This window comes from Palleniella intestinalis, from assembly GCF_013166595.1.
Lineage (GTDB): Bacteria > Bacteroidota > Bacteroidia > Bacteroidales > Bacteroidaceae > Prevotella > Prevotella intestinalis.
Window position 1 is genome coordinate 181,096 of record NZ_JABKKG010000002.1, and the last position, 19,001, is coordinate 200,096.

A 19,001-nucleotide genomic window follows, 5' to 3' on the forward strand; every position below is an offset into this window, starting at 1 on the left:
AACCGTTTCCCCACAACACTTAAAAGAATACCACTATGGCAAAATTAGAATATGACGAACTTGTGCAGCTCCTTCAGGACGGTACAATAGGCTTCCTCCGCTTCATGCTTGAAAGCGATAATGCGGAGTCCTACCTCGAATGGTGCGAGCTTCATGGCATCGAACCCTCTGAGGAATCCGCCGAGTTCTACTACGACGAGACCGAGATTGACATGATGGAGCGTCAGCTGATAGATGACGAGGATTATGGCATCTGGAACTAACGGCGCGTCCAACAGTTCAGGCCAGCAGGCTCTCGACCGCTTCGCCCAGATGATGATCGAGCGTATGGAGAAGATGAAGGGCTCGGACTGGGAGAAGGGCTGGATTGGCGGAGCCTCCTCCGCCGGCCTGCCCCAGAACATCATGGGGCGCAACTACTCCGGCTCAAACTCCTTCTTTCTCCAGTTGCACACTGCGGCGCAAGGCTACGAGCTTCCAGTGTTCCTCACATTCAAGCAGGCACACAACTTCAAGGCCCATGTCCTCAAAGGAGAGAAAGCCTTTCCGGTGATATACTGGGACATGATGGTGCGAGACAAGGACGGCAAGAGAATATCCTCCGACGAGTACCGCGCCATGAGCCGTGACGAGCGGAAAAATCTTGACGTGATACCCTTTGTCAAGGCGTTCCCTGTTTACAACATCGACCAGACCAATTTCCGTGAGGCACAGCCTGAGAGGGTGCAGAAACTACTCGACCGCTTCAAGGTACCTGAAATGCGCGACACTCATGGTATGTACGCCCACGGCGCACTCGACCGCATGGTTGCCGAGCAGACATGGCTCTGTCCCATACAGGCCGACCGCAAGGAGAAAGGCGCGTACTATTCCCCCTCGCGTGATATTGTGGTGATTCCCATGAAGCAGCAGTTCAACAAGGGCGCGACTCCTGAGGACATATACCGCGACGGCATGGAGTTCTACTCGACCATGCTACACGAAATGACGCACTCCACCATGACTCCCGAAAGACTCAACCGTGAGGCGGGCGCGAAGTTCGGCGACCCGAAATATGCGAAAGAGGAACTGGTGGCGGAGCTTACTGCGGCCATGATAAGCCACTCCATGGGCTTCGACTCAAGAGTCACTGACAACTCGGCGGCCTACCTCGATTCATGGATTGGGGCACTCCGTCAGGAGCCGAAGTTCATCGTGTCCGTGATGGCCGATGTCAACAAGGCTTCGGAAATGATACTCGACCGTGTGGACGCACAGCGCATATCGCTCGGTGAACAGCCTTATCTGGCGAAGAACGACCCTCTGATGGCTCCTTTGGAGGACGAGATATGCCCGTTCAGGAACGCCGCCATAATCAAGACCCGCTCCGGCGACTTCGCCCTGCGTGCCTCATACAACGGCGTCGATCTCGGCATGAAGCCCATCGAGCGTTCAACCGCGAGAATGTATTTCCAGCTCACCGACCAACGCGAGAAAGACATATTCCTCGGAAGCGCGATACGCAAGAATTATGAATCGGAGATTGCAGGCATCGACCGCCGCGCCTCCAAGTCACTCTCAATCGTCTGAAGCTATGGCACCGGCTGACTATAAAGTTAAGTTCAAAGAACTTAAATCGCGTGTTGGTATTGATGATGTCGCCTATTCGCTCGGCTACCGCCTCGACCGCAAGGCAGGTGTGGGCCGGTACATCGAGCTTGTGCTGGGCGAGGGACGCGACAAGCGCGACACAATCATCGTCAGCAACCGCCGCGACAAGGCTTCGCAGACTTTCTTCCGGCGTGACGGCTCAAAGGGCGACGTGGTGTCGTTCATACGCGAGAATCTTTCATCTTTCAATGTTATCGGGCTTACCGAATGGCAGAAGATAGCGAAAGTGATGGCGCAGTTCGCCAATATGCCGGAGCCGGATTATGACCGCGACAGGGATTATGTACGCTCGGCATCCGCGCCTCAGGTGTTCGACCCTTCGCGCTACCGTGTCAAGGAACTGGACGCGGCCAATATCCCCCGGCTGTTCGCACAGCGCGGACTGTCGGCAGATACGGTCAAGGCTCTCGCCCCGTTCATTTCCCTTGTGTCTGACAGACGCAACGAGAATTTCAACGGCTACAATATTGGCTTCCCCTACACGGAAGCCGGGAGTGACAAGACTGTGGGATATGAGATCCGCGGCGTGAGCGGTTACAAGTCAAAGGCCGCCGGCACCAATTCCTCCACGGCGGCGTGGGTGGCCGACCTGTCGCACGGCAACAACGGTCTCGTGCGTCATGTGTTCTTTTGTGAATCCGCCTTTGACGCTATGGCTTTTTTCCAGCTGAACCGGCCCCGGTTAGGCGAGGATATCGCCCTTGTCTCCCTCGGCGGCACGTTCTCCGACCGTCAGGTACTGGGCGTGATGGAGCGTTTTCCAAACGCCCGTGCCTACGACTGCTTCGACAACGACCTTGCCGGACGCATCAACGGACTCCGCCTCATGGCTCTTGTCGAGGACATTCCACTCAAAATCACCAAGACACCGGAGGGCTTGATGGTGGAGGCCAAAGGCAAGAGTTTTCCGGTGTCACCCGACCGCTCCGCCTACACTCAGTTTGAGCCGCATATCTCCGTGCGTTACCGCATGGGGCAGTGGCAGCCTCCTAAGGACTTCAAGGACTGGAACGACTGCCTGTTGGGTAAACGCTCATCAATCAAGATACTCCCTACCAAACATGACCGTGACGATAACCTCGCCGAGCAACGCGCTTCCGGCTTAAAAATATGACTGACCGATGAAGACTATCAAACCGAAAACAGCCCTGCTCGCACTATCCCTCCTTGTCATTCCTGGAGCGGACATGATGGCGCAACAGACCGACCCGACGCTCACGGCGGCGGTGATAGCGCAGACTGTGGAGCTTAACAATATCCACAAGAAGCGTAAGTCAACCCAGGAGAAGATCATTGCGGCTGAAGCCGCCGTGACAGTAGCCCTCGACCGCGTTCACTCCGTGGAGAACAAGATGCTTGAGTATCTTTCCAACGCCCAGGGTGCCATGCAGAATCTCTACCAGATAAAGCGTGCCGGTGAACTGGTGCTTACGGAGATACCCAAGAACTGTGATCTGTTGCGTAAATCGGTACCGGGGCATCTTAAAGGCACGGCCATAGCGGTGCTGGTGTCCGATGAGCTGACTGACGCGGCAACCCAGATGGCTGCGCTCTATCCTTTCATGAAACAGCTTGTTACCTCCGGAAGTTACACGGCGACCGGTGCAGACGGCAACAAGGAGTCATCGACCCTTGGGTCGCTCTCGGAGGAACGGAGAGAGAACCACAAGGTGAACCTGCTCAACTCTGCCGAGCGGTACTATGTGGCAAACGAGGTGGTGACACGTCTGGAGACAATCAACACCGACCTGTGGCTGCTGGCGTGGCAGATACGCACTCTCTCATGGAACGACCTGTGGTTCTCGCTCGACCCCGACGGCTGGGCCTCGGTGATGTCGGGAAAGGCTATCGCGGAGACCCTTGTGTGGGAGTGGAACACGATAAAATACAGATAAACGAACTATCAACAACATTTTTTACATGGATACAGAAACAAAGATTATCGGCCGTTGCCCTGTGTGCGGCGGCAATGTGGTGAAGACCTGCAAGGGCTACCGCTGTGAGAACAACACCGGGGAGGACGGCAAGTGCGGACTCTTCATCAACGGTGTTATCGGCAACCGCAAGATGGCGGATGCCGAGGTCGCGGAACTGCTGGAGAAGCGTAGCATACTGCTCGACGGCTTCGCCACAAAGGAGTGGAAGACTTTTCCGACCGTGCTTGTCATGGCGGCTGACGGCTCTATCAATATGGAGTCGGTGGTGGCACGCTGCCCCCGTTGCGGCGGCGAGATCCGCGTGGGCGCAAAGGCGTTCAACTGCTCGAACTATCATCAGGAGGGCGATCCCTGCGGTTTCGTGATATGGCGCAACATAGGCGGCCACTTGATGACTCTCGATGACGTGAGCGAGATATGCGCCGACGGCGTTACCTCGCATGAAGTGGAAATGTACGGTGAGAACGGCGCGGTATATCGCCGTAAACTCGGTCTGTCTCCCGACAAACTAAAGGTAATAAAGGTATGAGGCCGGGAATGAAACTCGCGGTGCTTGTGGCATCCTGCATCATCATGTGGGGAGGGATAGCCCTCCTGTTCCATTTCTGCAACCGTCCTGACAAGCGGGCCGCAGGCGTGGCCGAGACTGCCCTGTATGCTTCGGTTGACAATCCGGAATCTGTGAAGATTGTTGCCATCAGCGAACCTGACAGCGTTTTCGGACGCAATTATGTCAATGATGATGAGAAAATGGCTATCGCCGTGTCGATGATGAAGGTCAACGAGAGGGTGATGGCGCAGACCGACGGACTGCGAGACCTTGACTTCGAGGACAGTGCGGTCACGGAGCTTGTCAACCGCCAGATGTCGGCGATGGGCGCGCTCCGCTCCATTGCGGGCTTCGAGGCCCCCGATGCACCGAAAAAGCCTTTCTCCGGATGGAAAGTGAAGATTGAGTACGAGGCCGTGTCGGAAAGCGGATCTCCATACCGGTCGGAATACTGGTTCATCCTCGACCGCGATGCCCGGTGTGTCGTCAATTCCTTTGAGATACCACTTCTATAATCATTATTCCCCAACTCTAAAAACGATTGATACAATGAAAGAAATTATAGATCAGATCCAGACCCTCGCCGCTTCCTTCCTGAAAGATGCCACCGCGCAGCTCGACAAGGGCAACAAGGCCGCTGGGCTTCGCGCCAGGCGTGCATCCCTCGATATGGAGCCGTTGTTAAAACGCTTCCGCAAGCTGTCGCTGGAAGCCGCCAACAACAAGGCTGAATAATCCGCTCTCGATAGGACAATTTCTTTGCTGTCAAAAACCGGGACTCCCTGTGCGTGAGCATGGGGAGTTCTATTTTTCTATGCTAATTTTTTGTTGCATATAATATGATACAAAACGAATACAAATAAAGAAGAATTACTATCCCCCAACTTATTATCTTAAATTTACGCTTATTCATAATTGGTAGGCTCATATATTCAGCCTCATATCGTAGTTCTTTTTTATCGCTGCGGTTTATCAAAAGGATAAAAAAGCGAACTATATATAACGCTACTATTATCCAAGCTAAATTATAACTGTCAAATAAATAAAGTGAAGATGTTATTAATGCGAGTAATATAGAACCTTCAAAAATTCCACCAATACGCGGATTATACAGTTTATTATTGTTGCTAACATTAAAGCCCATGCTCATAACAGCAAAAGTCTTTGTTTTGGCGATTAAGTTCATCAAATTATGTATGCTCCTGCCTATATTGTTGAAGAACCCATCTCGCTTGCACCATCTTCGGATGTATGTATAACTATCTTCAAACAGCCCACTTCGGAACTCACATCTGAGTCTGTTTTGCCGTGCTTCTTTGATGATTGACAACACTTCTTGATTGTTTCCTGAATGTATAAGAGTCATCAGATATAGTAAGCGGTCAGGGTCGTGGTACATCATGCTTTCATCCGGAACGAATGAATCAGCATCAGGATTAAGCAATAAGAAACGTTCTATTTCAGTATTCGCTTCATTAAAAACGCGCTCATAAAACTGGCGAATATCAATATTGTCAAAATCACGTCTATCTTCAAAAACAGCAATGTCTGTCAATACTTGACCTGATAAAGCATATGCGCCTTTACCACGCAGACTCAGCGGCTCGCTTATATTTTCATTCGCTTCCCATATTTCCCACCAAAGATCATCGGCGTACATAGGCTTTACCTCAAGCCTTGCCTCTTCAAGACTAAAATACAAGCAGAAAAAATATCCATTCTCAACTTTGAAATTGATATAGGAACTCTGGCGGAAGCCATGTTCACGGCCTACGTCACGTCTTGTAGTATCAAGCATCTTTTGTAGTTCCTTACTTGTCATTTCTCAACCTAAATATTTAACCGTCAATATAATCAAGATAGCAATAACAACCAGGCCCAAGCAGCCATTGGCAAAAGCGTTATCGTTATATGCAAGAGGATCCTTTTTATCGCTGTTGCATAGCTTTTTATACGACACATCTTTTCTGCGACAAATAATCCGCAGAAAGAAATATCGCATCCCGGCACCTATATGTCGTGCTATCGCACTGATTATCGACTGCATAATTTCTTCCATTATCTGACTCCGAGTTTAATTAGTAAAATTGTAAGGGCTACACCTATCAACGCCGGAATCAGGCTGTTTTCCCACAATATTCTATTTCGTATCTTTCTATTCTCATTATATTTTGCCCTGTTCAACAAACATTTTCCATCGCTACTTTCCTCAATAGCACTTATATACTCATATTTTTTTTCCGGTTAAGTCGTTTAATCGTATAAAAGCTGCCTTATCATGTTCATGCTCAAGAACAAGATAACGATATGACATAATACCACGCGCCATCATCCATTCAAAATAGAACCCTTGAATTTTATCCCCATGAATAAAACTTATAATCATCAATCCAAAGTGATGAATTGTTTGACAATGTAACTCGACGGCAATAATAATGTATTCCATCGTTGCCAATTATCAGTCGATTCGGATGTTTAACAATGCCCCATATCGGGAAGGCCAAAATCATGATGAAAACCATTATGAAAATAAACAATCCAACAGCTCCCTTATCTCCAAATGGAAATGTGTCAAGACTGATCCATAGACATATAAAAGGGCATAGTAATATGCCATAGAAAATATATGCCAGCCAACTATCTTTGAAAATATATCCGTCAGTTTTCATTGTCTTAAGGTATTTAAGATAATAATTTGACCATTTGGCTTTTCAGTTTCTTATATCTGGAGTAGAAGCCAAAACGAATAAATAGGAAAAACACACTTGCAAACAATATGAAAACTGTCACAATCAGCATTGTATCTCCGACCAACCCGTGTGCTATAATCTCGTAAAAGGCAGTGGCTCCAATGGCTAATATTCCTATTGCAAACAGGCTCATAAAGATGACTGTGAGTATGCTTGGCCCAATTTCAAGATGTACCTCGCAACTACTTTCATTTACAGGAGATATTGAGGTTTTTGCCATAGGTGCAGGAGATGATTGTAAGTCCGAATTGCGGATAACACAAAAGCCATTGGTCCAAACCGAACCTCTATACTCAAAGCCCTTTACAAAACTGTGCCGTGTTATCACTGCTGATGTAGGACGAAAAGTCACTTTATCCATGAAATCAATAATCTCATGGATATTTTTATTGACAACTATTTCTTGTTTGAATATGGGTATAGGCATATCGGTCTTACTTTTCGCGTTTGAATTTGATGGTTTTCCGAGCATAGCGTTTGGGATATTTGACCTTGACTATTTTGGGCTTTTCATAACCTTCGGCTGTAATCCGTAGAGTGGCTTCTTTTAATGGTTCTCCATTTTTGTCTTGCAGCTCCGTAACCTCATTCCAATATATGCGAATTACGTTTTTATCTTCAATCTCATAACAATCAATATAGTCCTCACATCCATCGCCATCTTCATCGAGGTAAACACGTTCTACTGTGATGTCCATGTAACTTATTGGCTTTTTATTTTCGTCAATAATCTGCAAATCAAGCATATTCTCCCGGTCAACCGGAGCGGCAACGGCACCAATCACAACCACTTCTCCCGTAAGTTGTGATTCGTCACTATTTAATGTTATTTCTAATGGGTTGCTATCCATAACTATTACTCTTTGTTTTTTATACCCTACATACGATATTTCCAAAGAGTCACCCTTACAAACCTCTATACGGAAATTGCCATCAATATCCGTATAGGCACCAATTCCTGTTCGTGGGTTTATAATTGTTGCACCAATCATAGGCTCTCTTGATATGGCGCCGTTTTGTAAGGTATCTCCATCAAGAACAACACCTTTGGCTACAATAGTGTCAGTCATTGTTTGAGTTGCCACATATCCCTTTGTAAAAGGAGGGTCTGGCGTCTGGGATTGCACAGTGAATGGGGCGAGCATGGCTATAGCTCCTGCCGATATTCCGGCAAGATTAATCAACTTCCCGGCAAGTTGACGCTTGTGGAGTTGCTGTTCCAGATACTGCACTTCAGCCTCGCACTTGGGGCATGTGCCGAGGCAGTCACCTTTGTAACGACATTCCGACGTCACATACTCAATATCGTTCGCTTCGGCTATCTGCCGCCGAATCTCTTTCAAAATCTTGCAGGTCTGTTTTCCTCGTGCCATATGTTTATTTTTTTTTGTATTCTGTTTTCATATAATTCTGCCAACGAACTGAATCTCCGGAATATATCCTGTTGCGGTCAAAAACACACCAAGAACCGCCAATGTCTCTTTTTTCAAAAGTTTCCACATCAGCTCCTTCAATAATAGAATCCGTGAAAAAAACATGGGATTTGTCCTTACCATAATTGAAATCACTGCCACTATTAACTATGCGCAATGGTGTGAAACTCTCAACATCAACATCCTTAAGTTGTCTCGTGCCATGCCAAACGTGTTTTTTGTCGCGATACCAGATATGAGCAATATGCTTAAATGTTGACGCATCAGCATCTGGTAAAATTTCAAAATCAGAATCGTAAATTGTATATCCATCAGAATACATCATTTGTCCAACTTTTTCAAGTTTCTTGTAATCCTTAACTTTGGTAGGGATATGTTCATTATATACCCGGTTTTTATCCTGCCCTACATAGTAGTCCACTTCTGTAAATGAACCGGGATCAGCCCCAAAGACTACTTTGTCCTCGAAATATACTTGTTTGGCATCGGCTGAATAGCTACCGGACCCTGCTATCCCGGCTTTTATAGGATGGAAACTTTCGGGGTCGGCTAACTTGACGGATGTCGCTGAGGGTAAGTAATACCCCATTTTACTATCTTTAGCCCATTTTGTATCCCAATTATCATTGTCTCCTAACACCTTGAAAGTTGCTTTATCAACTACTTTTAGAGGTTTGCCCTCCCAATAAAAGTCATTTTTATCTTCTACAAGAGCATATGAGTGAACCTTAAATGTGTTAGGATCGGCACCGGGTATAATTTCACCTTCACCGGTATAGACATAACGTTTGTCAGCGGCAAAACCTTTTTTTAATGTACGGAAAGTACGCCCATCGGAATTTGTGATTATGTTTCCTCGAAAGAAAGCGTGATTTTTGTCACGGCCATAGCAATCATCAATAGCCTCAAATGATTTTGGGTCTGCATCGACATTTTTCACATTATGGCCACTGCCTTCGTTCCATGAGTGGAATGTTACGATAGTCCCATCATTCTTATATCCCACTTCACATCCTGTTAGCAGTAGGCTTACGCATAAGATTATAAGTGCTGAAATTTTCATTAGAAATACTTTCATTGTATGTACTGACGGATTTGATAGGTGAATAGATCGAATTTGGAGTAGCCGAGTGCGGAGAGAGCCTTGCGGCTTTCCTCACGGTCGGCATCGGTATTGTAGTCAGGTATAAGCGGTAGTCGTATCATGCAGTCTTTCTGACGGCCAGCCTCAGAAATCAAGCGCAAATTAGAAAGCAAACGCAAATTATCCTTACCCGTGTATTGACGGTAAATATCCGCGTCCAAATCCTTTATGTCGATAATCCAAGAATCTATTACCGTGAGTAGAGCCTCAATATTTTCTTGCGGCACATTAAGGGACGTTTCCAATGTCAGCCGCCATGACGGGCCACACAACTCACGGAAACGGCGGATAAAATCAGGTCGTAATGCAGGTTCTCCACCGCCGAAAGTCACACCACCGTTGGTGGCGATGAAATATAGTTCATCAATCCTGATCTCATCATAAAGTGACTGCGGAGTGTATTCCTTGAAACGGTTACTGTAGCCGAGCGATTGCGGATTGAGGCAGTAGCGGCAGCGGAGCGGACAGCAGTGGAAAGCGACAAGCGTTGTCACACCATCGCCATCGGTGGAGAGGCGATGACGGGAGAGTCCAATTATTTTTGCTCGGTCGGGAGGCATTGCTATCGAATCGGCATAAGAGCCTGTTGCAAAGTTAATAAGAATATTTGACATTAGGGTGGTTAGCACGCATAAAAATCGCCGTTATATCCTGACAGATGATGATTTATGAATAAAAAGGTACTGGAGGCGGCAACTTATCTTTGATTACTTGCGGCTTCTGCGTCCGTTGGTTTTTCGCTACGAAGTAACGGCGGGCGGTGACGCCGGCAAGCGACCGCCTCCGGCTTGGCTGCATGAAAAAATCCGGCAGCCTTCCACGATTTGTGCCAAATCGGGTATTCCGTATTTTTTCACTTGCCACACTTGCCTTGCGCCCCCTGTGCCCTCCGTCTTGATTGTATCGAAAAAATCCCCCGGACGCGAGAAGCCACAAGGCTTCAAACAAAAGGGAAAAAAACAAAAAAACTCAAACATCTAAAACCCTCAAATTATGGAAGCAACAGCAATTCAGACCAACACCGCAAACGTACAGGAAGCCACAATCTCCCTCGCTCTCATTCAGCCGAGCAACTACAACCCCCGTAAGAATTTCGACGAGCAGAGCCTCACCGAACTCGCTGACTCTATCAGCCGTCAAGGTATTCTCCACGCGATAGGTGTACGACCAATCGCCGGCACTGACCGCTACGAAATCGTGTATGGCGAGCGAAGATACCGCGCCTCCCTCATCGCAGGGAAAGAGGACATCAAGGCAACAGTCTATACCGACCTTTCCGATGATGAAGCCGAACAAAATGCTATTGCGGAGAACCTGCACCGCCAGGACATCACGCCTATGGAAGAAGCCGAGACGTTAAAGGCTGCAATCGACAGCGGACGCTACGACTATGCCACACTCGCCACGCAGATAGGCAAGAGCGAGACCTATATCCGCACCCGAATAAAACTCACAACCCTCATACCCGAAATCGCACGGCTGATTGACACCGAGGAAATCACGGTGGCAGTGGCAACCGAGATAAGCCGTTACGGAGTTGACATACAGACCGATGTTTACAACTCCCACCTCAAAGACGGAGTGACCTGCAATAATTGGCGTGGTATGAACGCCTCCAATGTGGCTCGGCTCATAGAAAAGAACTACACAACCGACCTAAGCCGTTACCGCTTCGACAAATCGGCGTGTGCCTCATGCCCTTTCAACACCATAAATCTTCTGCTGTTCTGCGAGGACGGCTGTGAGGGCAACTGCTCCAATCCCTCTTGTCTTCGTGAGAAGCACATCGGCTATCTCACCGACAAGGCGGTTGATATGCTGAACGAACATCCCACCGCCAATTTCTGCCACTCGGAGTATGACCGCAACGAGAGGGTGAACGCACTGCTGACTGAAATGGGCTATGACATCGAAAAACTCGGTGGCTATCTGACACCTTACCCCTTTGAACCTATCGCACCCCAATCCGACCGCTTCGACACCGAGGAAGAATATGCCGAGGCAGTAAAGGCATACGAGGGCAAAGTGGAGGCGCATAGGGAAAAGTGTGCCGAACTCACAGCAAAAGCCGAGGCAGGAGAAATCACACTATACATCACAATCGGGCGAAATGATGTGACGCTCGGATATATGGCTACCCCGGCCAAGCCGAGTGAGGACTGCAACAATCCGAAAGCCGAAATCGCCAAGTTGGAGGCAAAGGACAAACGCAACAAGGAGATAGCCGTGGAGCGTACAATCGAGGACACGAAGAAGAAAATCCTCGAAGCCGACATCACCGAAACTAAATTCTCGCAGGACGAGGACAAGATGATATATTTCTTCCTGCTCTCATCGCTCCGCAAAGAGCATTACGAAGCCGTCGGACTGACCGACCGCAAGTCTCAATATGTTCTCAACGACAGCGAGAAAATGACAATCATCGCCAATCTCAACGCCAAGACAAAGGCGATAATCCGCAGGGATTTTCTAATTGACAATTTCAAGGGTGCGTATCGTGACAACGCCATTGCCGACCTCCTGCTTTCTTTCGCCAAGAAGCACATGCCGGAAGAACTCGCCAACATCGAAGCCGAGTATAACGAGATTTACGAGAAGCGACACCAACGTATCGAGGAACGCAAGGCTCTACTCGCCAAAGATACCGAACCCGAAGCAACTGAGCCGGAAGCCGAGAACGCACCCGAAGAAGAACCTATGCCGGAGGCAGAACCCACTACGGCAGAAGCCACTCCCGACACCACCGAGGTAGAGACCGAGGTTGCACCGGAAGCCGAGAACGCGCCCCAAGAAGAACCTATGCAGGAAGCTGAACCCTCCACGGAAGAAGCCACTCCCGACATTTCCGAGGCAGAGACCGAGGCTATCCAATACGAACCAACGGAAGAAGAAGCCGAGGCGATACTTACCGAAGAAGAAAGGTACTGCGAAGAAGCTGTTGCATAAAGCGACAAGCACCTATGTTTGAGCAAGCCACCCCATGCCGAGAGGCGCGGGGCGGCTTTTGCTCGTCCCCTCCCAAAAGCCGCCTCTTTGGAAAACAACAAAGCCCCCGACTCACGCCGGGAGCTTATTGTCTTAGTCCACGGAGCTGTTATCACATAAAATGTTTGAGAACCCAATTAATAATACGCCATCGAGTGGTGACTATTTTGAGTGTTTTCTTATGGGATATAGCGTTAATAATCTTATTGGTAACTTTATCTAGCGGCATAACCCAAAACAAACCTTCTCCCTTTGCCATTCTTGTGTTGACAAGTCCTGGGCGTATCTCAGTAACTACAACAGTAGTTCCCTTTGATTTTTGCTGGAGTGATTTTGTATAGTTTATCTGAAATGCTTTTGATGCACTGTAAGACGGAGCCATGGGAGTCGGTTGCAATCCTCCAACGGAGGTTATGGTAACGAGATGTCCTGATTTTTGGTCCTCAAAAATTTTGTAGATTGAGTCAATCGCATTAGTCCATCCATTCACATTCACTGAGAGGGTTGCGAGTTCAGTTGACAATTCCAATTTTGGATTGAGTTCTCCAACTCCGGCACAAATTATTGCCATATCCAGATGTCCAAATTTCGACATTATTTTTTCAGCATAAAATCAAACGAAGACAAGTCTGCAATATCACACTGAAAGGCAACAGTATTGTCCGTATTGTCTTGAATTTGTTTTTGTAGGATTTCATTCCGTCTGCCGGTAATGGCAACAATATTACCCGTTGTGGAGTAATGCTTCCACAACTCATATCCTATGCCTGATGTCGCACCTATGATAAGAATATTCATTTCTATAATGTCAGTTTAGGAATAATCAAATCAATGCACTGCCATGTTTGATTATTTACAACTGACTCCAATATGCAGGGAGTTAAACGTCTATCAATAGTAAAATTAGCAATAAAATTTGAGATACGATCTATTGCAGCTTATAAATAATTCTCGTTACAGTTGAAAAATTATGTTTATAGTTGTCTGTGGAGACTGGTAGATTCGCAAGCCGTGGCGACAGGAGCGTGAGGCAGTGCGCCGGGCGTATTGCCTCTCACAACCTTATCACCACCGCTTGCTCCCAAATGATGTGATAATTTAGGCGATAAGCCGTGTCAGTGGCTCGCGGATCCAAAGGCACGGCACATCGCCTTGTGGTGTTTACCGGTTGCCCGACTGATTCCGTGTTTCACACCGATTCAGCTTCGGGCAGTTCTGATTTTGGATATGATGTCCGGCAGAAGCCGGAGGCGGCTACAACGCCAGAGCAAAGCGAGGGCAAGCCTTCGCTCGACTCTCGCGCTGCCGCCTGTCTTTAGAACAGCTGTCTGCAAACGAAGACTGAGGCCGCTTCAAGGCTGACACTTTGAAACGGCAAAGGTCAACGGTGGCCGGTTCTTTCCCTTGAAGATTTTGAGCCTCGGCAGGGACAGGCGTTTTGGCGTGCGAATTTACTGCGTCCTGGAGGAACGTCAAGTGACGCTGCGCTTGTGGTCGGCGTCCGCACTCGTGAGCCTCCGCAAATTCTTCTCGTGCCTCAAACAATTTGGGTATCCCTCGCTTGCCACTGACTACACACTTGCCTTATCCTCCCTTATGGCCGCAGTTGTGGGACTGCACGAAAAACGGCCAGCCCTGCCGGAGAAGCTCAAAGAGCTTCAAACAAAAGGGAAAAAATTAACTCAAAATCAAAAAACAATGGCAAAATTCAGAGTAAGAACAGAGTACATATTCACTGGCTTCTTCGACATAGAGGCTGAAAACGCGGCACAGGCAAGGGAGTATGTTGAAAAACACTGCGGATTGGTTATAGGCAGTGACATACATTCCACATTACCTGATGATGAAGTAAACTGGGAGTTCCCGGTTCACCCTGACACAAAAATTGGCGAGACCACAAGAATTAAACCGTAGTAAAACACTCAAACATCAAAAGACTATGCACAGCACTATTTATCAAATCAGCACCGAGCCGATAGCCGAGAACGACTATCTGAACATCGACCGTATAGTGGCAGGAGAAAACGCCTCTATATCCTATGTATGTGAAAACTCCGAGGACGGACGCAAGTTTGACATCCGTTTTCTTCTTGAACATATCCTGCCGAAAGCTATGTTTACGCCCACTGATGAAAACGCCCTTTCCTACAATGGTGGCTTCGCAATATGGCGCAAATCCTATTTCGACAACATCAAGGCTATATCTGCAGAGCTTACCCCTGCAAACGTGATGAAATGGAACGGACCAATCGGACAACTGAAAAAAGCCATTATCAATCCGCTTGGCGTTGACGCTCTTTTCGTGACCGAGTTCTACGGCGGTGCTGGCACGGCTGAACGCTCCGCAGACCTAATGGATATTATCGCCCGACTGAAAAAGGGCGATAGACTATACATCGGGGCAATATTAGGGTATCACAACTAAAAACATACAGTCATGGAGTTCTTTATCGAGCCTATCCCCACATGGGCGTTATGCTATCTAATCAACGGAGACCCCACAGGGTTGACTGACGATGAAATTGCGATGATTGACAAATGGTATGCCGACAACAAAGTGCAGACCGTCACTACCGCTTCGGAAGTCGAGGGAGAGTGCCACCCATATTTCTCTCATTTCCCTGCTTTCGGACTACCTGCCGAGGTCACTGACTGCCATGTGATGACCTTGTAGCCATTATCTCACAAAAATCAAACGATTATACAAATCACACGGATATGAAATACGAAGATGTGTCAGCGATACTATATCGCAATCATGGAGCTTTCGACATCACCACTCCCTTTGGCACTCAACGCCGACGCTTGTTCCTCTCTACTGAAAGTAAGGTATGTGAGTTTGCTAAACGCTCTCGCAGGAGAGGCTATCCCATACCCCCAAACGACATCAAATCTTGGCTGTCTATCTCAAAAGTGACAAAGCCGACAACGAATATAGTAGCCAAATTCCAACGCTACGCCTCGCGTGCAACTTTCCCGTCTGCATTTGTTCGCAAGTGTCTTGAAGCTGACCCGACAAAGGACTGCTACGAGAACCACCTTACCACCGGCACTCGCATCGACGGAGAGATAATATCCCTTGACGCTATCTCCAGATATAGCTATTGGGCGGTGGACCAGTTCAGAAAGGCTCTCAAAGAACGGCGCAACTTTAATTCCGGAACATTCACTTTCCGTGGTTATGACGGTTCCCTATGGATAGAGGTCAAGGATAAGGACGATAACAATAACTACTATAAAGCCGGAGATATTGCCGCAGGCTTCAGTAAAGAGTATCGTGGCTGTGCCAACGGATATTACTATGCCCTGATTGATGATGAACATTTTATAGGGATTGATATAGACTGAATTATAAACAGCACCCTGCAATCCTTATGGAGAGCAGGGTACATAAAACCGAAAGATATGACGACAACCGAACTCAATTACAAGGGCACGGACTATACCTGCCGTATCGTGACAAGCAACGAGGGCGAGAGCCTTATCATCGGTGGGCTGGAATTGCTTGACGCACTTATGCCTTATCCAATCACCGACAAATGCGACGGCTTCGCCGATAAGGAAGCGGAGCGTGTCGATGAAGAAATCTTCTTTTATACTTCCGAAAGTGATTTGAAGCTGCCGGACAACGAACTTGTCGCAATCCTCAGCGAGAGCAACCCCGATTGGTTTGACTGAAACACAATCGGCTTCCAATTCCGGAATGTCACAGCGACCACCGAGCCGTCCTGCAACCACGCGGGGCGGCTTTTGCTCGTCCCCTCCCAAAAGCCGCGTCTTTGGAAAGCTACAAAGCCCCCGACATCACGCCTGGAGCTTATAGTCTTAGTATGATTAGCTGTTATCTGCGAAATAATTCCGGCTATAATTTGTTGGGGTGAAAAAAAATAACTAATTTTGTGGTCACCATGCGGCAGTAATAATATACATACCAACACGAGTTAGGAATCCTGTAGCTCTCTCATGCTACGAGGAGGTATTAAAAGGTGCGTTCCGACAACGCATCTAATGCTGTATATTATTGCTTAATCAAATGAACATTATAAATTTAGGAATTCTTGCTCACATTGATGCAGGAAAAACTTCCGTAACCGAGAATCTGCTGTTTGCCAGTGGAGCAACGGAAAAGTGCGGCCGTGTGGATAATGGTGACACCATAACAGACTCTATGGATATAGAGAAACGTAGAGGAATTACTGTCCGGGCTTCTACGACATCTATTATCTGGAATGGTGTGAAATGCAATATCATTGACACTCCGGGACACATGGATTTTATTGCGGAAGTGGAGCGGACATTCAAAATGCTTGATGGAGCAGTCCTCATCTTATCCGCAAAGGAAGGCATACAAGCGCAAACAAAGTTGCTGTTCAATACTTTACAGAAGCTGCAAATCCCGACAATTATATTTATCAATAAAATTGACCGTGCCGGTGTGAATTTGGAGCGTTTGTATCTGGATATAAAAACAAATCTGTCGCAAGATGTCCTGCTTATGCAAACTGTTGTCGATGGATTGGTTTATCCGGTTTGCTCAAAAACATATATAAAGGAAGAATACAAAGAATTTGTATGCAACCATGACGACGATATATTGGAACGATATTTGGCGGATAGCGAAATTTCACCGGCTGATTATTGGAATACGATAATCGCTCTTGTTGCAAAAGCCAAAGTCTATCCGGTGCTACATGGATCAGCGATGTTCAATATCGGTATCAATGAGTTGATGGACGCCATCACTTCTTTTATACTTCCTCCGGCATCAGTCTCAAACAGACTTTCAGCTTATCTCTATAAGATAGAGCATGACCCCAAAGGACATAAAAGAAGTTTTCTAAAAATAATTGACGGAAGTCTGAGACTTCGAGACGTTGTAAGAATCAACGATTCGGAAAAATTCATCAAGATTAAAAATCTGAAAACTATTTATCAGGGCAGAGAGATAAATGTTGATGAAGTGGGTGCCAATGATATCGCGATTGTAGAAGATATGGAAGATTTTCGAATCGGAGATTATTTAGGGGCTGAACCTTGTTTGATTCAAGGATTATCCCATCAGCATCCCGCTCTCAAATCCTCCGTCCGACCGGACAAGCCCGAAGAGAGAAGCAAGGTGATATCCGCTCTGAATACATTGTGGATTGAGGACCCGTCTTTGTCCTTTTCCATAAACTCTTATAGTGATGAATTGGAAATCTCGTTATATGGTTTGACCCAAAAGGAAATCATACAGACATTGCTGGAAGAACGATTTTCCGTAAAGGTTCATTTTCATGAGATCAAGACTATCTACAAAGAACGACCTGTAAAAAAGGTCAATAAGATTATTCAGATCGAAGTGCCACCCAATCCTTATTGGGCCACAATAGGATTGACTCTTGAACCCTTGCCGTTAGGAACAGGGTTGCAGATCGAAAGTGACATCTCCTATGGTTATCTGAACCATTCTTTTCAAAATGCCGTTTTTGAAGGGATTCGTATGTCGTGCCAATCAGGGTTACATGGATGGGAAGTGACAGATCTGAAAGTAACTTTTACTCAAGCCGAGTATTATAGCCCGGTAAGTACACCTGCTGATTTCAGACAGCTGACCCCTTATGTCTTCAGGCTGGCTTTGCAACAGTCAGGTGTGGACATTCTCGAACCGATGCTCTGTTTTGAGTTGCAGATACCCCAGGAGGCAAGTTCCAAAGCTATTACAGATTTGCAAAAAATGATGTCTGAGATTGAGGACATCAGTTGCAATAATGGGTGGTGTCATATTAAAGGGAAAGTTCCATTAAATACAAGTAAAGACTATGCCTCAGAAGTAAGTTCATACACTAAGGGCTTAGGTGTTTTTATGGTTAAGCCATGCGGGTATCAAATAACAAAAGGCGGTTATTCTGATAATATCCGCATGAACGAAAAAGATAAACTTTTATTCATGTTCCAAAAATCAATGTCATCAAAATAATGGAGCGGTCAGGAAATTAATATAAGACGCCGTGGCGACAGGAGCGTGAGGCAGTGCGCCGGGCGTATTGCCTCACACAACCTTATCACCACCGCTTGCTCCCAGATGATGTGATAATTCAGGCGATAAGCCGTGTCAGTGGCCCGCGGATCCACAGACACGGCACATCGCCTTGTGCTGTTTACCGGTTGCCCGGCTGATTCCGTGCTGCACACCGATTCAGCTTCGGGCAATTCTGATATTGGATATGATGTCCGGCTTCAGCCGGAAACGGCGACAACGCCAGAGCAAAGCGAGGGCAAGCCTTCGCCCGACTCTCGCGTTGTCGCCTCTCTTTGGAACACCAGTCTGCAAACGATGACTTCGGCCGCTTCAAGGCTGGCACTTTGAAACGGCAACGGTCAAAGGTGGCCGGTTCTTTCCCTTGAAGATTTTGAGCCTCGGCAGGGACAGGCGTTTTGGCGTGCGAAGTTACTGCGTCCGGGTGGAACGTCAAGTGACGCTGCGCTTGTGGTCGGCGTCCGCACTCGTGAGCCTCCACATTTTTTCTCCCTCAAATCCGAAAAAATGGGTATCCCTCGCTTGCCGCTGAC

General features: G+C 47.3%; 20 protein-coding genes and 1 pseudogene. 15 read left to right on the forward strand and 6 right to left on the reverse strand.

Annotated features, from left to right (window positions below; genetic code table 11):
• Window positions 1–35 precede the first annotated feature (35 nt).
• From HPS57_RS03195 to HPS57_RS03225, 7 genes are read left to right on the forward strand one after another with little or no spacing between them, the layout of a single operon-like run.
• Window positions 36–263 (forward strand): hypothetical protein, encoded by a 228-nt coding sequence (locus tag HPS57_RS03195; protein ID WP_123398943.1) that lies wholly within the window; start codon window positions 36–38, stop codon window positions 261–263.
• Window positions 247–1,569: an ArdC family protein gene (locus HPS57_RS03200; RefSeq protein ID WP_172180115.1), complete on the forward strand. Its 1,323-nt coding sequence runs from the start codon at window positions 247–249 to the stop codon at window positions 1,567–1,569. The genes HPS57_RS03195 and HPS57_RS03200 overlap by 17 nt, the downstream gene beginning before the upstream one ends.
• A gap of 4 nt (window positions 1,570–1,573) precedes the next feature.
• Window positions 1,574–2,764: a toprim domain-containing protein gene (locus HPS57_RS03205; RefSeq protein ID WP_123398941.1), complete on the forward strand. Its 1,191-nt coding sequence runs from the start codon at window positions 1,574–1,576 to the stop codon at window positions 2,762–2,764.
• A gap of 7 nt (window positions 2,765–2,771) precedes the next feature.
• Window positions 2,772–3,545, forward strand: coding sequence for a hypothetical protein (locus HPS57_RS03210; protein ID WP_172180118.1), 774 nt, complete (start codon window positions 2,772–2,774; stop codon window positions 3,543–3,545).
• A gap of 25 nt (window positions 3,546–3,570) precedes the next feature.
• A complete protein-coding gene (locus HPS57_RS03215) occupies window positions 3,571–4,116 on the forward strand; it encodes a topoisomerase C-terminal repeat-containing protein (protein ID WP_172180120.1) in 546 nt (181 codons plus the stop codon).
• A complete protein-coding gene (locus HPS57_RS03220) occupies window positions 4,113–4,652 on the forward strand; it encodes a hypothetical protein (protein WP_172180122.1) in 540 nt (179 codons plus the stop codon). Before HPS57_RS03215 ends, HPS57_RS03220 begins: the two co-directional genes overlap by 4 nt.
• Window positions 4,653–4,686: 34 nt before the next feature.
• A complete protein-coding gene (locus HPS57_RS03225) occupies window positions 4,687–4,872 on the forward strand; it encodes a BF3379 family histone-like protein (protein ID WP_172180124.1) in 186 nt (61 codons plus the stop codon).
• A gap of 82 nt (window positions 4,873–4,954) precedes the next feature.
• Here the strand turns inward: HPS57_RS03225 and HPS57_RS03230 are convergent, their stop codons facing one another.
• The 5 genes from HPS57_RS03230 to HPS57_RS03250 all read right to left on the reverse strand — a co-directional run bounded on the left by HPS57_RS03230 (window position 4,955) and on the right by HPS57_RS03250 (window position 10,024).
• A complete protein-coding gene (locus HPS57_RS03230) occupies window positions 4,955–5,959 on the reverse strand; it encodes a hypothetical protein (RefSeq protein ID WP_172180126.1) in 1,005 nt (334 codons plus the stop codon).
• Window positions 5,960–6,819: 860 nt separating this feature from the next.
• Entirely contained in the window at window positions 6,820–7,359 is a 540-nt protein-coding gene (locus tag HPS57_RS03235; RefSeq protein ID WP_172180128.1) for a hypothetical protein, read from the reverse strand.
• Window positions 7,322–8,260, reverse strand: a complete 939-nt coding sequence (locus HPS57_RS03240) for a carboxypeptidase-like regulatory domain-containing protein (protein ID WP_172180130.1) — start codon at window positions 8,258–8,260, stop codon at window positions 7,322–7,324. Before HPS57_RS03240 ends, HPS57_RS03235 begins: the two co-directional genes overlap by 38 nt.
• A 4-nt stretch (window positions 8,261–8,264) precedes the next feature.
• Window positions 8,265–9,398 carry a DKNYY domain-containing protein gene (locus HPS57_RS03245; protein ID WP_172180132.1) on the reverse strand — a complete coding sequence of 378 codons (1,134 nt, stop codon included), beginning with the start codon at window positions 9,396–9,398 and terminating at the stop codon, window positions 8,265–8,267.
• Window positions 9,395–10,024, reverse strand: coding sequence for a radical SAM protein (locus HPS57_RS03250; protein WP_172180628.1), 630 nt, complete (start codon window positions 10,022–10,024; stop codon window positions 9,395–9,397). Before HPS57_RS03250 ends, HPS57_RS03245 begins: the two co-directional genes overlap by 4 nt.
• 433 nt (window positions 10,025–10,457) lie before the next feature.
• Between HPS57_RS03250 and HPS57_RS03255 the strand changes: the two genes are divergently transcribed.
• A complete protein-coding gene (locus HPS57_RS03255; RefSeq protein WP_123398934.1) occupies window positions 10,458–12,410 on the forward strand; it encodes a ParB/RepB/Spo0J family partition protein in 1,953 nt (650 codons plus the stop codon).
• 151 nt (window positions 12,411–12,561) lie between these two features.
• Here HPS57_RS03255 and HPS57_RS03260 read toward each other — a convergent pair.
• Window positions 12,562–13,247, reverse strand: a pseudogene (locus HPS57_RS03260) (SDR family NAD(P)-dependent oxidoreductase).
• A gap of 320 nt (window positions 13,248–13,567) precedes the next feature.
• On the opposite strand from HPS57_RS03260, the gene HPS57_RS03270 reads away from it, so the two are divergent.
• From HPS57_RS03270 to tet(Q), 7 genes are all read left to right on the forward strand, one after another.
• The gene (locus HPS57_RS03270; RefSeq protein WP_172180136.1) at window positions 13,568–13,768 is read left to right on the forward strand and encodes a hypothetical protein; all 201 of its coding nucleotides are present in this window, start codon (window positions 13,568–13,570) and stop codon (window positions 13,766–13,768) included.
• A 379-nt stretch (window positions 13,769–14,147) separates the two neighbouring features.
• Window positions 14,148–14,363, forward strand: coding sequence for a hypothetical protein (locus tag HPS57_RS03275; RefSeq protein ID WP_123397215.1), 216 nt, complete (start codon window positions 14,148–14,150; stop codon window positions 14,361–14,363).
• Between the two features lie 25 nt (window positions 14,364–14,388).
• Window positions 14,389–14,874: a hypothetical protein gene (locus tag HPS57_RS03280; protein ID WP_123397132.1), complete on the forward strand. Its 486-nt coding sequence runs from the start codon at window positions 14,389–14,391 to the stop codon at window positions 14,872–14,874.
• Between the two features lie 12 nt (window positions 14,875–14,886).
• On the forward strand, window positions 14,887–15,123 hold the full coding sequence (locus HPS57_RS03285) for a DUF6926 domain-containing protein (RefSeq protein ID WP_123397133.1): 237 nt from the start codon (window positions 14,887–14,889) through the stop codon (window positions 15,121–15,123).
• Between the two features lie 44 nt (window positions 15,124–15,167).
• Entirely contained in the window at window positions 15,168–15,797 is a 630-nt protein-coding gene (locus tag HPS57_RS03290) for a hypothetical protein (protein WP_123397134.1), read from the forward strand.
• Between the two features lie 57 nt (window positions 15,798–15,854).
• Window positions 15,855–16,127: a hypothetical protein gene (locus HPS57_RS03295; protein ID WP_123397135.1), complete on the forward strand. Its 273-nt coding sequence runs from the start codon at window positions 15,855–15,857 to the stop codon at window positions 16,125–16,127.
• A 355-nt stretch (window positions 16,128–16,482) separates the two neighbouring features.
• Window positions 16,483–18,408, forward strand: coding sequence for a tetracycline resistance ribosomal protection protein Tet(Q) (gene tet(Q), locus HPS57_RS03300; RefSeq protein ID WP_123397136.1), 1,926 nt, complete (start codon window positions 16,483–16,485; stop codon window positions 18,406–18,408).
• The last annotated feature ends 593 nt before the right edge of the window (window positions 18,409–19,001 follow it).